At 57.4% G+C, this 20932-nt stretch carries 15 protein-coding genes, 2 tRNA genes and 3 rRNA genes; 13 read left to right on the forward strand and 7 right to left on the reverse strand.

Going from position 1 to position 20932, the window contains the following annotated elements:
- The first annotated feature begins 286 nt into the window (after positions 1–286).
- From ACMYUN_RS19265 to ACMYUN_RS19300, 8 genes are all read left to right on the forward strand, one after another.
- Positions 287–1823 (forward strand): 16S ribosomal RNA (locus ACMYUN_RS19265).
- An 81-nt stretch (positions 1824–1904) separates the two neighbouring features.
- Positions 1905–1981, forward strand: a tRNA-Ile gene (locus tag ACMYUN_RS19270).
- A gap of 30 nt (positions 1982–2011) precedes the next feature.
- Positions 2012–2087 (forward strand) — tRNA-Ala (locus tag ACMYUN_RS19275).
- Between the two features lie 248 nt (positions 2088–2335).
- Positions 2336–5229 (forward strand): 23S ribosomal RNA (locus ACMYUN_RS19280).
- Between the two features lie 154 nt (positions 5230–5383).
- A 5S ribosomal RNA gene (gene rrf, locus ACMYUN_RS19285) occupies positions 5384–5499 on the forward strand.
- Together the 16S, 23S and 5S rRNA genes with 2 tRNA genes alongside form the textbook arrangement of a ribosomal RNA operon.
- A 147-nt stretch (positions 5500–5646) precedes the next feature.
- On the forward strand, positions 5647–6306 hold the full coding sequence (locus ACMYUN_RS19290) for a paraquat-inducible protein A (protein WP_039761234.1): 660 nt from the start codon (positions 5647–5649) through the stop codon (positions 6304–6306).
- On the forward strand, positions 6293–6916 hold the full coding sequence (locus ACMYUN_RS19295; protein ID WP_039761236.1) for a paraquat-inducible protein A: 624 nt from the start codon (positions 6293–6295) through the stop codon (positions 6914–6916). The genes ACMYUN_RS19290 and ACMYUN_RS19295 overlap by 14 nt, the downstream gene beginning before the upstream one ends.
- A complete protein-coding gene (locus tag ACMYUN_RS19300; RefSeq protein ID WP_415761440.1) occupies positions 6909–9212 on the forward strand; it encodes an intermembrane transport protein PqiB in 2304 nt (767 codons plus the stop codon). The genes ACMYUN_RS19295 and ACMYUN_RS19300 overlap by 8 nt, the downstream gene beginning before the upstream one ends.
- Before the next feature lie 190 nt (positions 9213–9402).
- On the opposite strand, the gene mksF is transcribed toward ACMYUN_RS19300, so the two are convergent.
- From mksF to mksB, 3 genes are read right to left on the reverse strand one after another with little or no spacing between them, the layout of a single operon-like run.
- A complete protein-coding gene (gene mksF, locus ACMYUN_RS19305) occupies positions 9403–12243 on the reverse strand; it encodes an Mks condensin complex protein MksF (protein WP_415761441.1) in 2841 nt (946 codons plus the stop codon).
- Positions 12240–12941, reverse strand: coding sequence for an Mks condensin complex protein MksE (gene mksE, locus ACMYUN_RS19310; RefSeq protein WP_415761443.1), 702 nt, complete (start codon positions 12939–12941; stop codon positions 12240–12242). Before mksE ends, mksF begins: the two co-directional genes overlap by 4 nt.
- Positions 12931–14211: an Mks condensin complex protein MksB gene (mksB, locus tag ACMYUN_RS19315; RefSeq protein ID WP_160768349.1), complete on the reverse strand. Its 1281-nt coding sequence runs from the start codon at positions 14209–14211 to the stop codon at positions 12931–12933. The genes mksE and mksB overlap by 11 nt, the downstream gene beginning before the upstream one ends.
- Before the next feature lie 232 nt (positions 14212–14443).
- On the opposite strand from mksB, the gene ACMYUN_RS19320 reads away from it, so the two are divergent.
- Positions 14444–15190 carry an energy transducer TonB gene (locus ACMYUN_RS19320; protein ID WP_415763983.1) on the forward strand — a complete coding sequence of 249 codons (747 nt, stop codon included), beginning with the start codon at positions 14444–14446 and terminating at the stop codon, positions 15188–15190.
- A complete protein-coding gene (gene rimI / locus ACMYUN_RS19325) occupies positions 15183–15635 on the forward strand; it encodes a ribosomal protein S18-alanine N-acetyltransferase (protein ID WP_039761243.1) in 453 nt (150 codons plus the stop codon). The genes ACMYUN_RS19320 and rimI overlap by 8 nt, the downstream gene beginning before the upstream one ends.
- Positions 15636–15660: 25 nt before the next feature.
- Here the strand turns inward: rimI and ACMYUN_RS19330 are convergent, their stop codons facing one another.
- Both ACMYUN_RS19330 and ACMYUN_RS19335 read right to left on the reverse strand, forming a co-directional pair.
- A complete protein-coding gene (locus tag ACMYUN_RS19330) occupies positions 15661–16656 on the reverse strand; it encodes an IS110 family transposase (RefSeq protein WP_310408833.1) in 996 nt (331 codons plus the stop codon).
- A gap of 319 nt (positions 16657–16975) precedes the next feature.
- Entirely contained in the window at positions 16976–17380 is a 405-nt protein-coding gene (locus tag ACMYUN_RS19335; protein WP_415761446.1) for a serine kinase/phosphatase, read from the reverse strand.
- A 140-nt stretch (positions 17381–17520) separates the two neighbouring features.
- On the opposite strand from ACMYUN_RS19335, the gene can reads away from it, so the two are divergent.
- Positions 17521–18165: a carbonate dehydratase gene (gene can, locus ACMYUN_RS19340; protein ID WP_039761245.1), complete on the forward strand. Its 645-nt coding sequence runs from the start codon at positions 17521–17523 to the stop codon at positions 18163–18165.
- Between the two features lie 9 nt (positions 18166–18174).
- On the opposite strand, the gene ACMYUN_RS19345 is transcribed toward can, so the two are convergent.
- On the reverse strand, positions 18175–18699 hold the full coding sequence (locus ACMYUN_RS19345) for a lysine methyltransferase (protein WP_415761448.1): 525 nt from the start codon (positions 18697–18699) through the stop codon (positions 18175–18177).
- Positions 18700–18874: 175 nt separating this feature from the next.
- Entirely contained in the window at positions 18875–20047 is a 1173-nt protein-coding gene (locus tag ACMYUN_RS19350; protein WP_415761450.1) for a hypothetical protein, read from the reverse strand.
- 217 nt (positions 20048–20264) lie between these two features.
- On the opposite strand from ACMYUN_RS19350, the gene ACMYUN_RS19355 reads away from it, so the two are divergent.
- Entirely contained in the window at positions 20265–20555 is a 291-nt protein-coding gene (locus tag ACMYUN_RS19355) for a nucleotidyltransferase family protein (protein ID WP_076564119.1), read from the forward strand.
- The gene (locus ACMYUN_RS19360) at positions 20552–20896 is read left to right on the forward strand and encodes a DUF86 domain-containing protein (protein ID WP_415761452.1); all 345 of its coding nucleotides are present in this window, start codon (positions 20552–20554) and stop codon (positions 20894–20896) included. The genes ACMYUN_RS19355 and ACMYUN_RS19360 overlap by 4 nt, the downstream gene beginning before the upstream one ends.
- The last annotated feature ends 36 nt before the right edge of the window (positions 20897–20932 follow it).

Genomic DNA, 20932 nt, shown 5'->3' on the forward strand with positions numbered 1-20932 from the left:
TCGGAAGCGCAAGTGGTTGAAGTTGTTGAAGAATTCTTCGAAAACTTCTGAAAATAATCACTTGACAGCAAATGAGGCTGCTGTAGAATGCGCGCCTCGGTTGAGACGAAAGATCTTAGCCAACCGCTCTTTAACAACTGAATCAAGCAATTCGTGTGGGTGCTTGTGCAGTCAGACTGATAGTCAACAAGATTATCAGCATCACAAGTTACTCCGCGAGAAATCAAAGATGTAACCAACGATTGCTGAGCCAAGTTTAGGGTTTCTTAAAAACCCAAAGATGTTTGAACTGAAGAGTTTGATCATGGCTCAGATTGAACGCTGGCGGCAGGCCTAACACATGCAAGTCGAGCGGATGAAAGGAGCTTGCTCCTGGATTCAGCGGCGGACGGGTGAGTAATGCCTAGGAATCTGCCTGGTAGTGGGGGACAACGTTTCGAAAGGAACGCTAATACCGCATACGTCCTACGGGAGAAAGCAGGGGACCTTCGGGCCTTGCGCTATCAGATGAGCCTAGGTCGGATTAGCTAGTTGGTGAGGTAATGGCTCACCAAGGCGACGATCCGTAACTGGTCTGAGAGGATGATCAGTCACACTGGAACTGAGACACGGTCCAGACTCCTACGGGAGGCAGCAGTGGGGAATATTGGACAATGGGCGAAAGCCTGATCCAGCCATGCCGCGTGTGTGAAGAAGGTCTTCGGATTGTAAAGCACTTTAAGTTGGGAGGAAGGGTTGTAGATTAATACTCTGCAATTTTGACGTTACCGACAGAATAAGCACCGGCTAACTCTGTGCCAGCAGCCGCGGTAATACAGAGGGTGCAAGCGTTAATCGGAATTACTGGGCGTAAAGCGCGCGTAGGTGGTTTGTTAAGTTGGATGTGAAATCCCCGGGCTCAACCTGGGAACTGCATCCAAAACTGGCAAGCTAGAGTATGGTAGAGGGTGGTGGAATTTCCTGTGTAGCGGTGAAATGCGTAGATATAGGAAGGAACACCAGTGGCGAAGGCGACCACCTGGACTGATACTGACACTGAGGTGCGAAAGCGTGGGGAGCAAACAGGATTAGATACCCTGGTAGTCCACGCCGTAAACGATGTCAACTAGCCGTTGGGAGCCTTGAGCTCTTAGTGGCGCAGCTAACGCATTAAGTTGACCGCCTGGGGAGTACGGCCGCAAGGTTAAAACTCAAATGAATTGACGGGGGCCCGCACAAGCGGTGGAGCATGTGGTTTAATTCGAAGCAACGCGAAGAACCTTACCAGGCCTTGACATCCAATGAACTTTCCAGAGATGGATTGGTGCCTTCGGGAACATTGAGACAGGTGCTGCATGGCTGTCGTCAGCTCGTGTCGTGAGATGTTGGGTTAAGTCCCGTAACGAGCGCAACCCTTGTCCTTAGTTACCAGCACGTAATGGTGGGCACTCTAAGGAGACTGCCGGTGACAAACCGGAGGAAGGTGGGGATGACGTCAAGTCATCATGGCCCTTACGGCCTGGGCTACACACGTGCTACAATGGTCGGTACAAAGGGTTGCCAAGCCGCGAGGTGGAGCTAATCCCATAAAACCGATCGTAGTCCGGATCGCAGTCTGCAACTCGACTGCGTGAAGTCGGAATCGCTAGTAATCGCGAATCAGAATGTCGCGGTGAATACGTTCCCGGGCCTTGTACACACCGCCCGTCACACCATGGGAGTGGGTTGCACCAGAAGTAGCTAGTCTAACCTTCGGGAGGACGGTTACCACGGTGTGATTCATGACTGGGGTGAAGTCGTAACAAGGTAGCCGTAGGGGAACCTGCGGCTGGATCACCTCCTTAATCGACGACATCAGCTGCTGCATGAGCTCCCACACGAATTGCTTGATTCATTGAAGAAGACGATAGAAGCAGCCCGAAATTGGGTCTGTAGCTCAGTTGGTTAGAGCGCACCCCTGATAAGGGTGAGGTCGGCAGTTCGAATCTGCCCAGACCCACCAATTTTGTGTGGGAAACGCCTGTAGAAATACGGGGCCATAGCTCAGCTGGGAGAGCGCCTGCCTTGCACGCAGGAGGTCAGCGGTTCGATCCCGCTTGGCTCCACCACTACTGCTTCTGAAGTTTGAAAGCTTAGAAATGAGCATTCCACCGGTTCGGTGATGAATGTTGATTTCTAGTCTTTGGCTAGATCGTTCTTTAAAAATTTGGGTATGTGATAGAAAGATAGACTGAACGTTACTTTTCACTGGTAACGGATCAGGCTAAGGTAAAATTTGTGAGTTCTCTTAGTTGAGAAATTCGAATTTTCGGCGAATGTCGTCTTCACAGTATAACCAGATTGCTTGGGGTTATATGGTCAAGTGAAGAAGCGCATACGGTGGATGCCTTGGCAGTCAGAGGCGATGAAAGACGTGGTAGCCTGCGAAAAGCTTCGGGGAGTCGGCAAACAGACTTTGATCCGGAGATGTCTGAATGGGGGAACCCAGCCATCATAAGATGGTTATCTTGTACTGAATACATAGGTGCAAGAGGCGAACCAGGGGAACTGAAACATCTAAGTACCCTGAGGAAAAGAAATCAACCGAGATTCCCTTAGTAGTGGCGAGCGAACGGGGACTAGCCCTTAAGTGGCTTTGAGATTAGCGGAACGCTCTGGAAAGTGCGGCCATAGTGGGTGATAGCCCTGTACGCGAAAATCTCTTAGTCATGAAATCGAGTAGGACGGAGCACGAGAAACTTTGTCTGAATATGGGGGGACCATCCTCCAAGGCTAAATACTACTGACTGACCGATAGTGAACTAGTACCGTGAGGGAAAGGCGAAAAGAACCCCGGAGAGGGGAGTGAAATAGATCCTGAAACCGTATGCGTACAAGCAGTGGGAGCAGACTTTGTTCTGTGACTGCGTACCTTTTGTATAATGGGTCAGCGACTTATTTTCAGTGGCGAGCTTAACCGAATAGGGGAGGCGTAGCGAAAGCGAGTCTTAATAGGGCGTCTAGTCGCTGGGAATAGACCCGAAACCGGGCGATCTATCCATGGGCAGGTTGAAGGTTAGGTAACACTGACTGGAGGACCGAACCGACTACCGTTGAAAAGTTAGCGGATGACCTGTGGATCGGAGTGAAAGGCTAATCAAGCTCGGAGATAGCTGGTTCTCCTCGAAAGCTATTTAGGTAGCGCCTCATGTATCACTGTAGGGGGTAGAGCACTGTTTCGGCTAGGGGGTCATCCCGACTTACCAAACCGATGCAAACTCCGAATACCTACAAGTGCCGAGCATGGGAGACACACGGCGGGTGCTAACGTCCGTCGTGAAAAGGGAAACAACCCAGACCGTCAGCTAAGGTCCCAAAGTTATGGTTAAGTGGGAAACGATGTGGGAAGGCTTAGACAGCTAGGAGGTTGGCTTAGAAGCAGCCACCCTTTAAAGAAAGCGTAATAGCTCACTAGTCGAGTCGGCCTGCGCGGAAGATGTAACGGGGCTCAAACCATACACCGAAGCTACGGGTATCATCTTCGGATGATGCGGTAGAGGAGCGTTCTGTAAGCCTGTGAAGGTGAGTTGAGAAGCTTGCTGGAGGTATCAGAAGTGCGAATGCTGACATGAGTAACGACAATGGGTGTGAAAAACACCCACGCCGAAAGACCAAGGTTTCCTGCGCAACGTTAATCGACGCAGGGTTAGTCGGTCCCTAAGGCGAGGCTGAAAAGCGTAGTCGATGGAAAACAGGTTAATATTCCTGTACTTCTGGTTATTGCGATGGAGGGACGGAGAAGGCTAGGCCAGCTTGGCGTTGGTTGTCCAAGTTTAAGGTGGTAGGCTGAGATCTTAGGTAAATCCGGGATCTTAAGGCCGAGAGCTGATGACGAGTTACCCTTTGGGTGACGAAGTGGTTGATGCCATGCTTCCAAGAAAAGCTTCTAAGCTTCAGGTAACCAGGAACCGTACCCCAAACCGACACAGGTGGTTGGGTAGAGAATACCAAGGCGCTTGAGAGAACTCGGGTGAAGGAACTAGGCAAAATGGCACCGTAACTTCGGGAGAAGGTGCGCCGGTGAGGGTGAAGGACTTGCTCCGTAAGCTCATGCCGGTCGAAGATACCAGGCCGCTGCGACTGTTTATTAAAAACACAGCACTCTGCAAACACGAAAGTGGACGTATAGGGTGTGACGCCTGCCCGGTGCCGGAAGGTTAATTGATGGGGTTAGCTAACGCGAAGCTCTTGATCGAAGCCCCGGTAAACGGCGGCCGTAACTATAACGGTCCTAAGGTAGCGAAATTCCTTGTCGGGTAAGTTCCGACCTGCACGAATGGCGTAACGATGGCGGCGCTGTCTCCACCCGAGACTCAGTGAAATTGAAATCGCTGTGAAGATGCAGTGTATCCGCGGCTAGACGGAAAGACCCCGTGAACCTTTACTATAGCTTTGCACTGGACTTTGAATTTGCTTGTGTAGGATAGGTGGGAGGCTTTGAAGCGTGGACGCCAGTTCGCGTGGAGCCATCCTTGAAATACCACCCTGGCAACTTTGAGGTTCTAACTCAGGTCCGTTATCCGGATCGAGGACAGTGTATGGTGGGTAGTTTGACTGGGGCGGTCTCCTCCTAAAGAGTAACGGAGGAGTACGAAGGTGCGCTCAGACCGGTCGGAAATCGGTCGTAGAGTATAAAGGCAAAAGCGCGCTTGACTGCGAGACAGACACGTCGAGCAGGTACGAAAGTAGGTCTTAGTGATCCGGTGGTTCTGTATGGAAGGGCCATCGCTCAACGGATAAAAGGTACTCCGGGGATAACAGGCTGATACCGCCCAAGAGTTCATATCGACGGCGGTGTTTGGCACCTCGATGTCGGCTCATCACATCCTGGGGCTGAAGCCGGTCCCAAGGGTATGGCTGTTCGCCATTTAAAGTGGTACGCGAGCTGGGTTTAGAACGTCGTGAGACAGTTCGGTCCCTATCTGCCGTGGACGTTTGAGATTTGAGAGGGGCTGCTCCTAGTACGAGAGGACCGGAGTGGACGAACCTCTGGTGTTCCGGTTGTCACGCCAGTGGCATTGCCGGGTAGCTATGTTCGGGAAAGATAACCGCTGAAAGCATCTAAGCGGGAAACTTGCCTCAAGATGAGATCTCACTGGAACCTTGAGTTCCCTGAAGGGCCGTCGAAGACTACGACGTTGATAGGTTGGGTGTGTAAGCGCTGTGAGGCGTTGAGCTAACCAATACTAATTGCCCGTGAGGCTTGACCATATAACACCCAAGCAATTTGCTGACCTGAGAAGGCGCCAGATTGCGGTGTGTGAAGACGAAACGAACCGAAAGTTCGAAGCGCACAAACACCTAGCTGTCACATACCCAATTTTCTGAAACGAGGCCATCTGGTCACGAGTCAGTACCCGAATTTCTTGACGACCATAGAGCGTTGGAACCACCTGATCCCATCCCGAACTCAGCAGTGAAACGATGCATCGCCGATGGTAGTGTGGGGTTTCCCCATGTGAGAGTAGGTCATCGTCAAGATTAAATTCCGAAACCCCAATTGCGAAAGCAGTTGGGGTTTTGTTTTGCCTGCGAGAAAGTTTTCAGCGTTACGGCGAACAAAATTGCACAGTTATTTTCGAATCAGAACACTAGAATAGCCCCATCTTTATCGGAGCCAGAGCCTGTATGTCAGAATCGGTTGACGCCCCCGGGCTGTCAGATTTACCGCTGGAAGACTTGATAGCCTGCCACGAGTGCGACCTGCTGATGCGCAAGCCGACACTTGCCCATGGTGAGAAAGCGCTCTGCCCGCGTTGTGGTTATGAGTTATACGCCCACCGCCATAACGTGGTGCAGCGCAGCCTCGCCCTGGTGATCGCGGCGTTATTACTTTACGTACCGGCAAACTTTTTACCCATCATGCAACTCAATATCCTCGGGCAATCGTCGCAGGATACGGTCTGGAGTGGCGTGGTCGGCCTGTTCAACACCGATATGCAAGGAGTGTCGATTGTCGTCTTCCTTTGCAGCATGGCCATACCGTTACTCAAGTTGTTGTGCCAGCTGTTTGTGTTACTGACGATTCGTTTCGAAGTCGGCCGAAGCTACGGTTTGCTGCTCTATCGTATTTACCACCACCTCAGAGACTGGGGCATGCTCGAGGTCTACCTCATGGGCGTCCTCGTCGCGATCGTGAAGCTTGCGGACATGGCAGCCATCACCGTCGGCCTCGGGCTGGCATGTTTCATTGGCTTGTTGTTGGTACAAGTCTGGCTGGAGGTGGTGATGTCACCGCATCAGATCTGGCAGGCATTATCAGGAGAGGATGCCCATGCGGGCGATTGATGCGGGCATTCTGGTCTGCACCGAATGTCACGAGCTGAACAAGCAGGAAGCTGACGTCGACGAGCAGAACTGCACCCGTTGTGGCGCGCAGGTTCACGCTCGCCGCCCGAACAGCCTGACCCGTACCTGGGCGCTGTTGATCACGGCAGCAATTATCTACATTCCGGCGAATGTCTTGCCGATCATGACGGTCAGCTCTCTGGGTCAGGGTGATCCGAGCACCATCATGTCCGGGGTTATTCAACTGGTGCAGCACGGCATGATTCCGATCGCGGCCGTGGTGTTCATCGCCAGTATTCTGGTGCCGACCTTCAAACTGGTCGGCATCGCGCTGTTGCTGTTTTCTGTGCAGCGTCGGCAACCATTATCGGCCCGCCAGCGTATCTGGATGTACCGTTTCATCGAGTTCATTGGCCGTTGGTCGATGCTCGATATTTTTGTGATCGCCATTCTCGTGGCGGTCGTCAACTTCGGCCGGATAGCCAGTGTCGAAGCCAACCTGGGCGCCGTCGCCTTCGCCTCTGTGGTGATTCTGACGATGCTCGCGGCAGTTACTTTCGATCCCCGACTGATTTGGGATAACACGGAGTCGGACGACGACCATGACTGATTTGCCTGTAGCGAAAACCCGACCCGCTTCGAACTGGTCGGCCATTTGGGTGCTGCCTCTGATCGCGCTGATCATCGGCGGCTGGCTCGGCTGGCGTGCTTATTCCGAGACCGGTATAGAGATTCAGGTGCGCTTCGAAAGCGGCGAAGGCATCCAGGCCAACAAGACTGAAGTGGTCTACAAAGGCATGCCGGTCGGCAAGGTCAAAACGCTCAAGCTCGACGATGAAGGCAACTCCAAAGGCGTGATCGCCACCATCGAAATGAACAAGGACGTCGAGCAGTACCTGAAGACCAGCACACGGTTCTGGCTGGTCAAGCCGAGCGTGACCCTGGCCGGTATCACCGGTCTGGAGACATTGGTCTCGGGTAACTACGTTGCCATCAGTCCCGGTGAAGGCGAGCCGGTGCGCAAATTCAAGGCATTGGCCGAAGAGCCGCCGCTGTCCGACGCCAAGCCCGGTCTGCACCTGACCATCAAGGCCGATCGCCTCGGTTCTCTGAATCGTGGCAGCCCGGTGTTCTACAAGCAGATCAAAGTTGGCCAAGTCAAAAGCTATGTGCTTTCCGAGGATCAGAGCACTGTTGAGCTGAAAGTGTTCATCGAGCCGACCTACGCCAAACTGGTGCGCAAGCACACGCGTTTCTGGAACGCCAGCGGCATCAGCATCGACGCCAACCTGTCCGGCGTGAAAGTGCGCAGCGAATCCCTGGCCAGCATCGTCGCCGGTGGTATCGCGTTCGCGACGCCGGAGAATCGCAAGGACAGTCCGGCAACCGATCCGAGCCTCCCGTTCCGTCTCTATGAAGACTTTGACGCTGCCGCTGCCGGGATTCGCGTGAAGGTCAAGCTCAGCGATTTCGAAGGTCTGCAGGCGGGTCGCACGCCGGTGATGTACAAAGGTATTCAGGTCGGCAACCTGAAAGCGTTGAAGGTCGATCCTGACCTGAACAGCGCCACCGCCGAGCTGACCCTTGATCCGTTGGCCGAAGACTATCTGGTGGAGGGCACGCAGTTCTGGGTGGTCAAACCGTCGATTTCCCTTGCCGGTATTACCGGCCTGGAAGCGCTGGTAAAAGGTAACTATATCGCCGTGCGTCCGGGTGACAAAGGCGCCGCGCCAAAGCGGGAATTCGAAGCACGACCAAAAGCTCCGCCGCTGGACCTGCGATCGCCGGGCCTGCATCTGGTGCTGTTCACCGATTCGCTCGGCTCGATCGATGTCGGCAGCCCGATTCTGTACAAGCAGGTCAAGGTCGGTTCGGTGCAGAGCTACCAGTTCTCCCGAACCAAGAAGCAACTGGTCATCGGCGTACACATCGAGAAGGAATACGAAAACCTGGTCAACGCCTCGACGCGCTTCTGGAACGTCAGCGGCATTACCCTCACCGGTGGCTTGACCGGCGGCATTCAGGTGAAGAGTGAATCCCTGCAAACCCTGATGGCCGGCGGTATTGCATTCGAAACACCGCAAGCCAATGCGCCGTTGAAGAAACGCATCCCGCGCTTCCGTCTGTTCGCCGATCATGACGAGGCGAACAAGAAAGGTGCGGTAGTGACCATTAAAGTCGATCGCGCTGACGGTTTGAACAGCGGCACTCCGGTGCGTTTCAAGGGGCTAGATGTTGGCAAGATCGAGAGCGTGGATCTCACCGACGACATGCAGTCGGTGATCCTCACCGCACGCATCACCGAAGTGCCGGAGAAAATTGCGCGGGTCGGCAGTCAGTTCTGGGTGGTCAAGCCGGAGCTGGGCCTGATCAAGACGCAGAATCTGGAAACCCTGGTCACCGGCAAATACATCGAAGTCCAGCCAGCGGCGAAAAATCTCGGGCCGCAAAAAAACTTCGTTGCTTTGGCCGAGGCGCCGGAAGTCACCAAACAGGAAGCCGGTTTGAGTCTGGTGTTGAGCGCTGCACGTCGTGGTTCGCTGAAGCCCGGCGTACCAGTCACCTATCGTGAAATCACCGTCGGCAAGGTGACCGGTTATGAGTTGGGCCAGACCGCTGACCGTGTATTGGTGCACATCCTGATCGAGCCGAAGTATGCGCCATTGGTGCGCAGCGGCAGCCGCTTCTGGAACACCAGCGGTGTGGGCTTCGATTACGGTTTATTTAAAGGCGTGACGGTGCGAACCGAGTCGCTGGAGACGCTGATTCAAGGTGGTATTGCCTTCGCCACCCCGGACGGTGAACGCATGGGCAACCCGGCGCGGGCCGAGCAGACGTTCCCGTTGTTCGACAAGTTCGAGGATGAGTGGCTGACGTGGGCGCCGAAGATTCAGCTCGGTAAGTAACCTGAAGTTTATGGGGCGTCTATCAAGACGCCTTCGCGAGCAAGCTCGCTCCCACATTTTGTATGCGTTTCTATGTGGGAGCGAGCTTGCTCGCGAAGAGGCCCTCTGATTCAACCCAAATCCCAGGCGATAAAAAAGGGCCGCGATCCCAGCAGATCGCGGCCCTTTTTTTGCCTTCAGCTAAAGCCGATCAAACCGCATCCAGCTCCGGCTCATCCGCCTGCACATTCAGCGTGGCCTTGACCACATCGTGGCGGCGGATGTACTTCCAGTCCGCCTCATCGATGTAGATCCCGGCCGGGCCGCTGCCGCCTTCCAGGTCGATCGCGACACTGGCGCAGACCTGCGGCTTCACGCTCGCCAGAATCGGCACGAAGCCCAGTTGCAGACTGGTTTCAAGCAGCGCCGCCTGGTTCTTCTCGTCGATATCCGCCGCCTCGTCGAGGTAGTACGGTAGACGCACGCGACCGGCCAGATCGCGATCCATCAAATGCAGCAACAAGTACATGTTGGTCAGCGCCTTGATGGTCATGGTCGTACCGTTGGACGCCGCGCCGTCGATGTCGGTGTGGATGACCGGTTGGCCGTTGACCTTGGTGATCTCGAAGGCGAGTTCGAACAAGTCCTTGAGACCGAGCTGGTTGTGGTTGGCCGCCACCAGCCGTGCCAGATATTCCTTGGCCTCTTCGTTCTTGTTGTCCTGCTCGGCGCTCTGGCTGAGGTCAAACACCGACAGGGTTTCGCCTTCCTCATACTGCCCGGCGCTGTGGATGATCTGGTCGATGTGCTTGAGCGCTTCCTTGTTCGGCGCGAGGACGATGCGGAAGCTCTGCAGGTTGGAGACCTGACGCTTGTTGATCTCGCGGTTGAACAGCGCCAGTTGATGCTCGAGGCTGTCGTAGTCGCTGCGAATGTTACGCAGGGTGCGGGCGATGTCGGTGACCGCCGCGCGCCGCGCCTTGCCGAGGGTCAGGGCCTCATCGGTGCGGTGCGCGTAAGCGTTGATCAGCAGCGACAGACGCCGCTCCATGTCGTCTTCGCTGTCGAACTTGGCCACGCCTTTGAGACGCACCTGCGCATATAGCGCCTCGATCTGGCCATCGGCACGCAGCAGACCCTGCCAGCTGTCCTGATAGTCGTTGAGCAGCGGCAGCAGGTTGTCCATCGAATCGTCGACCGGATCCATGAACGGCGTACCGAACGGCAGATCCGCCGGCAGCAACTGACGACGGCGCAGCGCATCGTCGAGGGTGCGTTGCTTGGCTTCCATGTCGGCAATCTGCCGACCGACCAGTTGCAGCTTGGCCGACAGTTGCTGGACGCGCTCGGTGAACGCATCGCTGGAGCGCTTGAGTTCGTCCTGCGCGGCTTCCATCTGCGCCAGTTGCTCGAGCTTGTCGCCTTCTTCGGCGCTCAGCGTCTGGGTGCGACGGAAATCTTCCAGCGCCTTCTGTGCGTCCAGCACCTGCTGGTACAGCGCTTCGGTCTGGGTCTTGCTCGCGGCGCGGTCGGCGGCCACGGCTTGTTGGGTTTTCAGCTGCTTGAGTTCTTTTTCCAGACGTTCCTTCTGATCGCGCAACGCCGCGCGGTCAGCCAGCGCTTGCAGGGCCGGCGGCTCGATGTGCGAGATGTCGATCGACAGGCCCGGCACTTCGAAGCGCTCGCCTTTGAAGCCGTCAAGAATCAGCTCGACCGATTTGACCCACTCGCCGTTCTCGTCGAGGGTGATGCCGTGCTCGCCCAGCGGCAGGCTGAACAGCGCGCTATTGAACAGACGCATCAGGCGTTCGACGTCCTGTTGCGAGAACTCTTCGCGCAGGCGGGCGTAGCTGTTGTTGTCGGCATGATCGAGTTGCTGCTTCACCGACTTCAGGCGTTTTTCCAGATCGCGCAGACGCTCTTCGAGGTCTTCGGCGCTGAACTGACGCGACTGCGCCAAGGCACCGGCCAGTTCGTCGTGAGCGTCCTTGGCGGCGAGCAATTGTTGCTCGAGCACTTTGACGTCATCGACCAGGGCGAAACGGTTCTTCAATACCGACAGCTCACCGAGCCAGCGCTGAATGCCGGAAATTTCCCGCTCCAGACGCATCAGTTCCTGAGTGCCGCCGCGCTGATCGTTTTGCAGATCGTCCTGCTCGCGACGGTAGTGCTCGGCCTGGATGGTCAGCTCTTCCTGGCGCGCCGTGGCGTAGTCCGACCAGGTGCCGAGCAGGGAATCGAGTAGCGGCGACAGGCGATGCAGTTTGCCGCGCAGCACGTCGCGCTGTTTCACGCCGTTGGCCAAGGCTTCGACCAACGGGCCGGCGGCGACCAGCGAGTTGTAGTCCTGCTCCATGCGCCGCACGTCGCGGAAGGCTTCTTCGCACGCAGCGATGTAATCGACGCTGCCCGAACGCAGGCTGTGCTCGAAGGCATCGAGGAACAGCTGCTTGAGCTTGGCCGCGGTGATTTCGCGCATGTGCAGCAGGTTGATGAACAGCGCGCGGAAGGTCTTCAGGCTCTGCTCGCTGGTGGAGCGCAGCGGGATCAGCGTCAGGTCGAGCGGGATCGACGTGTGGCCGCCAACCAGCAAGCGGCGCAGTTCGTCCGGCTTGAGCTCGTAAGCCTTCAGGCCTTCTTTTTCGAGATTGCTGAACAGTTCTTTCTGGCGCAGGCAGGTGTCGTTTTTCTGGTAGTGGGCCAGATCGAGCTTGCCGGCGTAGGCGAAGAACTGGTGCCCGAAACCGCCCCCCGGGCCGCGACCGACCACGCCGATCACGTGCGGGCCGTGGGGCAGGTTGACTTCGACGAGGATGTAACTGGTATCGGAGGCGAAGTAGAAGCGCCGCGATTGTTCGAGGCTGTACTTGCCGAAACTCATGTCCGACATGCGCGCCAGAATCGGAAACTGCAAGGCGTTGATCGACGCCGATTTACCGAGGTTGTTCGCGCCATAGACCGACAGCGGTTCCTCCAGCGGGAACAGGCCAAGGCTGTAACCGGCGGTGTTCAAAAGGGCAAAGCGGCGGATGCCGTAGCGTTCCTGGCTCATGCATCGGACTCCTGTTCTTCGGCAATGGCGCGGGCCAGTGCGTCGTCTTCGCTTTCTTCTTCAAATTCGGAAAGATCGAGCGGATCGTCGGTTTCGAGGAATTTCGCTTCGGCTTCTTCGTCGATCAGCACCGGTGCCGGCAGCGGCAGTACGCTGTGCACGCTGGCTGCCAAGTCGCGGTCCTGCTGCACCGACAGGCACACGTCGAGGAAACGGTGCATTGGCGGCAGGAAGCGGTAGACACCGTTTTCTTCGCCGGCAAAACCGAGCTGAGTCATGCGGCGCATGATTTTTTCTTCGAGTTCTTCGACGGTCTGCACTTCGGCCTGAATGAACAGATCGCGGTACTTGTCCAGCAGCGACGGCAACTCTTCGCGGCCAAGGCTGCCGCCGTCGAGCACGGCAATCGGGTCGCGGCCCTGATCGGCCAGGTGCTCGACGAGGATGAAGGTGAACAGCGCCAGTCGCTGGGCGGTCTTGTTCACCGCTGCGGCGGCCATGTCCGGCACGAAATAGTAGAAGCCACGGGTGTCGCAGACCAGTTCAAAGCCCAGCGCCTTGAACAGCGTGCGGTACTGGTCTTGGAAATTCGACAGTTGTGCGTACAGCTCGGGATCACGGCGGCTGACGTGGTAACCCTTGAACAACTCGCGGAAGATCGGCGCCAGTTGCGACAGTTCGGAAAGATCAAGATGCATTTGGGATGCTCGCAGAATCCTCGGCGGCGGTATCGCTGGCCGAGAGCAGGGCGAAGGAGCGCAGGCTGACCTGGTGCTCGTGAGTGTGGTATTCGCGGCGTTCCAGACGCTCGCGCTTGAAGCGTTTTTCCCGCGACAGGCGCGAGAACCAGTAAAGCAATTCGTCGGTGGCGCCGTCCGGTTCCTGCTCCAGCAGCCAGGTCATCAGGTCCGGCATCGGCAACGATTCTTCGCAACGATCGACCATCTCGCGCACGGTGCGGGGGGCTCGTGGCGCGTCGCCCGCCTTCTGGGTTTTGTGCGCCTTGGGGAAGCGCGCCGGTTTCGGCTCGAAACGCGCCAGCGCGTAGACGTAGGCTTCGACCTGACTGGCGCTGCCCAGGAAGGTGCTTTGCGGACGGGTGAACAGTGGCATCGCCGCTTGCGGCACGGCGTCGATGCCTTTACGCCGGATCGCCGCCAATGCCAGTGCGGCGCCACGGGTCACGGCGTTGTGCCGACGCGCTTCTTCACGCAACGGCAGCAGCAGTTCGCGGGCATGGCGCAACGTGAGCTGGGCGCTGGTTTGCATTTCGAGAATGCGCGCGTGGGTGCGCAGGAGCATGTCGTCATCGACCAGATGGCCGAGGCGCTGCTGTTCGCTGAGCATTTTCAGCAGCACGGTTTCGACCTTGCGCACGCCTTGTTCGAAGGCGCCGTCGGCGTTGACCAGATCAATCATCGGCTCGACGTATTCGTCCCACGTCGCCAGCACTTCGGCGTAACGCTGACGCAATGGAATCTGCCGGTCGCTGGTCTTCGCCCGTTCGGCGACTGCCACCAAGGCCTGTTCATCGTTGTCGAGTTTTTTCAGTACGTCGCGCACGCGCATGTCGAGCAAACGCAGCTGGCGCGCCAGATCGTTGCCGTCGCGAACGTCGAAGGCGTCCTGGATGTAACCGGCCAGACGTTCGAGGTGACGCAGGTAGGCTTCGATTTCCAGGCACAGACCGAGGCGGTGTTCGCGGCGCAGATAGGCGAGGAAGTCGTGGATCTGCGCGTTGAGCTCGAAGCGGTTCGGGCTTTTCGCCACCGGAACCAGAATATCGAGGCGAATCCACACGTCGAGCAGGCTGGTGATGTCCTGCGGCGTGCTGTCGAGTTGTTGGGCGGCCAGTTGCGTGCGCAGTTCGTTGAGGCTCAGGGTGCCTTGGTCGAAGTGCTCGCACAGTGGCTCCAGAAGTGCCCAGTGTTCAGCGAGGGCGCGCAAGACGCGCTTGGGTTCGATCATCGGAATGGCCGGCTGGTTGGCGGTTAAAAGCGGCGATTGTACTGCATCACAGGCGTGGCGATTCACTCTCGGGACGGGCTGTCGCATTCTTTGCTCAAAGCGCAGTGGCGCAGGCTAGCGATCAACAGCAAGCGATCTTGTGCGAAGGGCGGTAGAATCAGCGCACTTTCCGTTATCCACAAGTGGCCGACCTTTGCTTATCGAGTCCCGCCGCCGCGCCTATTTGAACGCCATGCAGGTGGTCAACTGGCTGCCGCGCACCGAACTGCCTTTCGCCGCACCGTCGCGGCCCGAGCTGCTGGAGATGCCCGAGCCTGAGCTTGAGGTGCCGGTCGCTCCGGCACCCCAGGCCGAAGCACCGGCGCAGCCTGCCGTGCGTCAGGCCGAACGGCCGAAAGTCGAAGTGCCGCGCCCGTCGCTGGCCAGCACCCGCAACGGCGCCAAACCGGTGGAAGAAGTCGACGAGACGCCGGTGGTGGTCAAGCCTGCGCCAGTGCCGCCGCCGCGTTTCGCCCTGCAACTGCTGCGCGCCGGGCGCTGCCTGCTGCTGGTCGAGTTACCCACAGGCGAAGCGTTTCAAAGTCGCGATCCGGCCTACCTGCTGCTCAAGGACATGCTGCGCGCCGCTGGTCTGCCGGATGCGCCGCAAATCGTCGGCGAACCGGTGCGCTGGCCGTGGCTCAATCGCGGCACGCTGGATCAAGGCCCGGAAGCGGCGCGCGACTTCGTGCAGGGTTTTCTCTCGGTGCAGATGGAAGCGGCGCCCTGCGCCTGTCTGTGGCTGATCGGCCTGCCGGCGGTGAAATTTGCCGGGGAAGCGGACGCCGAAGCGTTCAATAGTGAATTGCAGATCGAAGGTCTGGGCCTGGCCTGGGCGATTCCCGGTCTGGAACTGTTAATGGAAGAGCCACAGCGCAAGGCCGCTGTGTGGCAAGCCATGCGTCGGCTGATGGCGCGCTGGAAACAATCCGATGAGTGAGGCTGTAACCTTTCGCCCGATGACCGAGGCGGATCTGGACGCTGTGTTGAAGATCGAATATGCCGCGTACAGCCATCCGTGGACCCGGGGCATCTTTCTCGATGGCTTGGGCAAATACCAGATCTGGCTGATGTTCGAAGGGCAGCAGCAGGTGGGCCACGGTGTGGTGCAGATCATTCTTGATGAGGCGCACCTGCTCAATATCACCGTCAAACCGGAAAACCAGGGGCGTGGGTTGGGCTTGACGTTGCTTGAGCATTTGATGTCGCGGGCGTATGCGGCCGAGGCTCGGGAATGCTTTCTCGAAGTGCGCGACAGCAACACGGCTGCGTTCAAGTTGTATGAGCGGTATGGCTTCAACGAGATTGGCCGGCGTCGCGATTATTATCCGGCGGTGGGTGGGCGTGAGGATGCGGTGGTGATGGCCTGTACCCTTGTTGACTGAGACCCTGTAGATACTCTGTTCACGGTCAAGCTTTTTGGACGTGTTTACCGCTAAAAAGCTTGGCCGTGTCGAAGTCTTCTCCGGCCTGCATGCAGGCCCATAGTCCGGTCAGGTATTTGCGCATGACTGCGACGATAGCTTGCATCTTCCTCTTTCCTCGGGCCACCAACGCTTCGTAAAACGCTTTCACGTTCGGGTCGCAACGTATGGCGGTCAGCGCAGGCATGTACATCGCTGAGCGCAAATAGGCATTGCCGCCCTTACTTATCCGGCCGGGTTTATCAATGCTGCTTCCTGATTGCGTGAGTCGGACATCGAGTCCGGCATGGCGGCTAACCTGCGCGGATTTAAGCGTCACCGGTAAGGTCGTCAGTTCAGCCAGCGCTGCAAATACTGAGATCTCACCCATGCCTGGAGCGGCAATCATGTGTCCAAACTGGGCGCTCAACATTGGGCAGTTGTCGATCAATGCCCGACCAGCGACACGGAAACGCTCGATTCGTTTGTCAAAGGCGTTGATGGCCTCTTCTTCATCCTCAATCAGCATCGGGAGTGTTGTTTGAGTAGCTTTTAGCGCATGCAGCTCGTTTTTGGCGCGGGTGCGGTGACCTGTCAAACGATTGATGTGGCGGCCGATAGCACGCAGCTCAAGCTGTATTGAAGTGGGCGGCGTCCACAACCTTGGGCTCATCCGTTCGCCGTATTCAGCTAATAATTGGGCATCGATTGCGTCCGTTTTGCTGTTTTTCAGCATCAGCTTTGCAAAGTTGTGAAAACTCTTCGGATTGATAACCGAGACTGGCAAACCCGCCGCAGCGAGCTCCATGGCCAAGTCCAGGTAGTAGATACCGGTGGCTTCCATCACCACAGATATCGGCTTGAGCTCAAGCAATTTGCCGACAGCAGCCTTGCGCCCCGCCGGCGTCTGGTCGATATTGCACTGACCTGCAAAGCGGCCGCCATTGCGCCAGCCCATCGCTGTAGTGCGAGATCCCACATCCAAACCGACGTGCATGTTCATGCTTTCAACTCCAAGAGAACTGAGTTAAAAATGCTTCCTGGTTCCCCTGACCTCGAACTTCATGCCACTGCAACCTTGTAATGCGAAGTCCGACTCGTCGGCTTCTCGATACTCTTCGTGGTGGGCAATGAGGCGGGGGGACCTCTCTACAGACAAGGTCAGGAGCAAGTCCTGCCTTAAGGAGCGATCGGTCTCCCCCAGAAACACATCTTCGTATGTCGCACCAGCGAGCTTAGATCTCATTCATGCTGGTGTCTGGGGAACATACAAGGAGCAGCCTTCGGCAGCTCCTACAGGGGGCGAACTTCAAATCAGCTGGTCAGCGCTTGCCATTCAGCGGATCCAGATCCGCCAGTTCCGCTTCATCCAGCCCGTCACCGCCGCCGATGTCGTTTTCACCGACCTCGCTCAAATCCCAATCCGCCGGATTGCCCTCGCCGAGTTCAGCGGCATCGCGCGCGCCGTCCTCGCGAATCAACGTTTCCGGGCTCAGGTCATCGTCGGTCGGCTGATGATCATCTACCGAAGCCCCGGTCATACCCGCCTCACGCACCCGCTCAGCCGGCATCAACTGGTCGCGTTCGCGTTCGGGCAGCTCATCACCGATTTTCGCACTGGGTTCTTCGTCGTCAAAATCCAGCTCGTGCACCGAGCCCATGCGGTCTTCGTTATCATCGATGGGTTCCGGTTGCACCGCATCATAAGGGCGTCGTGAATCAGTCATGGCAATTCCTCATAGTGTGGGCCTTACTGAGTGGACTCACCGGGCGCGCGAGAATTCCAACGGAAACACTTTGCGCTGGTGGCGTGACTTCGACGGGTGGTCGTCTATCAAACCTGCGCATCTTTCTTGAGGCCTTATCCATGCACGATCTACAAGACCTGATTGATAACAACGAGCGTTGGGCTGACGCGATCACCAAGGAAGACCCGGACTTCTTCGCCAAACTGGCGCGCCAGCAGACCCCGGAATATCTCTGGATCGGCTGCTCCGACGCACGCGTACCGGCCAACGAAATCGTCGGCATGCTGCCGGGCGATCTGTTCGTACACCGCAATGTCGCCAATGTCGTGCTGCACACAGACCTCAATTGCCTGTCGGTGATCCAGTACGCGGTTGATGTGCTCAAGGTCAAACACATCCTCGTCACCGGCCACTACGGCTGCGGCGGCGTGCGTGCTTCGATGCAGGATCGTCAGTTCGGCTTGATCGACGGCTGGCTGCGGTCGATCCGTGATCTGTACTACGAGAAACGCGAAGAGCTGGCCAAGCTGGCGACCGAAGAAGAGCAGGTCGACCGCATGTGCGAACTCAACGTGATCCAGCAAGTGGCCAACGTCGCGCACACCAGCATCATCCAGAACGCCTGGCATCGCGGACAGCCGCTGTCGATCCACGGCTGCATCTACGGCATCAAGGACGGCCGCTGGAAAAGTCTGAACACCACCATCAGCGGTTTCGAGCAATTGCCGCCGCAATATCGTCTGCGCCCGGTCGGCGCGCCGTAACCGTCGCTCTCAACCCCGCCCCGCGTGACGCCAGCGCTGTAAAAAGTGCTGGCCTTCAGGCGTGGGGTGCTCATCGTAACCGGTGATCCAGCCACGGCAGCGCGGCGAGCCGCAATCGCAGGCGAACTGGTGCAGCAGTTTGTCTTCGGTCGATGCGTAATCGATGCTCAGGCGCTCGCCGCTATGGATATCTTTCAAGGCCCACAGCCACAGTTCGCTCATGTCGAGAAAGGCATTCGGGTCGCAGGCGTGTTCCAGCACTCCGCAAAAGCGCGGATCGTAAACATGGATACCGGTTTGCAACTGACGGGTCTGTCGACCGCGGTAGGGCAGCAATTGCCCTGATACCCGACACATTCGGCTGATACGCAGAAATTCGCGGCGCGCGACCACTGCCGCGGCAACGCCTCGTTCGTTGTGGATGATCTGGAAGTCGTCGCAGGATGGAAAGCCCAGCCGCACGGGAAGTCCGGCGAAGGGATAGATGCCTTCGGTGTCGCGGGGCGGATGCCGGCCCATGGCTTGGTTGTTCATAACGATCCTTGTTGGTAAGTGTTGCCTCCGGGTTGTGCCCATGCCTCGCCTGCGGGACATGATTGGATCCAAGCGTCGCGTATTTGAAGCTACCGGTCTACTGTCAAACCTGACAGGCGCGATCACCGTTATCCCGCGTCAGCATTGGCTGACACGGGGGTTACTCCAGCAGTGCTTACAGCGCTGGTGCGGGCACGGCGGCCGCAGGCAAGGGCGCTTTCAACTGCTGCAGTTGTGTCTTTACCGGTGGCGTGGCGCACTTGGCAGCCGCTTCTTCGGCGCTGAGATCGCGGATCGAGGTGTAGAACAACTCGCAGGTTTTGACCTTTTGCGTCACCTGCCATGTTTGCGTGCAACTGTTCAGCGTGGTCTTGGCATCGCTGCCCGGTTTGCTGCCCATCGCCGCCTGCCAGCAGGCAGCACTCAAATCCTGGCCCATGACTTTCAGGCCCGCCGCGTCTGCCTTGGCCTGGGCATCGTCGCCGGTGTAGCTCTTCGGATCGGCGGCGTACCAGATATAGCTTGGATGATTCGAGCCGAGCACCGGCACATTCACCCCTTCGCTCGGACTGATGCTGGCCAGGCCCAAAACGCCAACCGTCGGTCCATATTGTTCCTTGATCCAGTTGCGCACTGGCGCCCCGAACGCAACCATCGGCAGCGTCGTGCCGCTGGCGGTCTGGCTGAACTGCCTGACCAGCGTGGTCTGGTAATCCTTGAAGTAGTCGTAGACGTCCTCCAGATCCCCGCCGGCATTGGATGGTGCGGCGATCGGCGCGATGTCGATGATGGTCTGGTAAGCCGGCGTCTGCCCGGTGGGGATGCCGTTATCGGTCAGCAAGGTTGCCCAGCGATCGGTGGTATTCGAGCGCAAATAGTCCTGCGCCTGCGTCAGCGGATAATCCGGGGGGAAGTGCAGTAGCTCGACAGTTTTGCGGTTTTCCAGCGCCATGCCCAGCGGCAGGAACAGATACCAGCTATAGGCCCATTTGCCATCGGCATTGAGCTTGCTGGCGCCGGCATAAGCCAGGTCGCCGGCGTCGAGCAACGCTGACAACGGTTTGTCGTAGCCGTCGGGGACACCGCTGATCTCGGCGTAGAGCTGATCGTTGTCGGTTTTCACCAGCACCTTGGCGTTGGCATAACCGTCGCGTTGCACGCTCTGGCTCAGGTAATGAGCGACGGTCTGCTCCAGCGTCCAGTTGCGGAAGCAGATCACGCTGCAGTTGTTGGGGTAGGCGAAGAGGCGGGTGACGCGCTCGGTGCTGCCCAGTTTCACGTCGACATCGGCGTGAGCGGCGGCGCTTAGCGTCAGTGCAGCGAGGGTAAGTCCTGCGAGTTTGAACATGCTCAGATCCTTTTCAGCGTGGGTTCCCCTCGATGTGGGGGCGCTTCATAGTGGATCAGTGGTGTTTGACAGAAAAGCGGTTGAGTGTGGATTCTTGTCTGAATGCGGTATTACCCAAGCAGCGCACATATTGTTACGGCTGTGCCAACAAGCACGCTGCCTGGTGCGCGTCCGCACTGCTAGACTGCAGCGACATCGAATTTTCCAAGGGTGAGTCATGAAGCCTTCTACTGCTCTCGACATGCAAAGGTCCGCCGTCCGCGAAGTCATCAGGCGCTTTCGTGTGGCCAACCCGCGTGTATTTGGTTCAGCATTGCTGGGGACGGATCTGGACGGTAGCGATCTCGATCTGCTGGTTGACCCGCTGCCCGGCACGACGCTTTTTGATCTGGGCGGACTTCAGGTTGAGCTTGAAGACCTGTTGGGTGTTGCGGTCGAGGTGCTGACCCCCGGCGACCTGCCAGTGAAATTTCGTCAGCAGGTGCTTGATCAGGCGCGACCCGTATGAACGAGAACCGGCGAGATGATTATCTTGAACATATTCGTCAGGCCGCGAGCGATGCGCTTATCTTCGTCGAGGGCCTGAACAAAGATGAATTCGCTGAAGATAAGAGAACGCAACAAGCGGTGATCATGAGCCTGATCATCATTGGAGAGGCAGCGACCAAGATCATGGATCGTTACCCTGAGTTCACTGTTGAAAACGCGCAGGTGCCGTGGCGCAGCATGCGTGGGATGCGTAATCGAATTGCTCACAGTTATTTCGGTATCAATCTGGACGTTGTCTGGGAAACCGTTCAGGTTGCGTTGCCTGCACTGTTGAAGTCCCTTCCGACCGCTCAAGGTTGAATACGCCTGTCCGCAGACAGGCGAATTAAAGTCTAC

The sequence above is a fragment of the Pseudomonas sp. CP4 genome (assembly GCF_047758505.1).
GTDB classification, from domain to species: domain Bacteria; phylum Pseudomonadota; class Gammaproteobacteria; order Pseudomonadales; family Pseudomonadaceae; genus Aquipseudomonas; species Aquipseudomonas fluorescens_AO.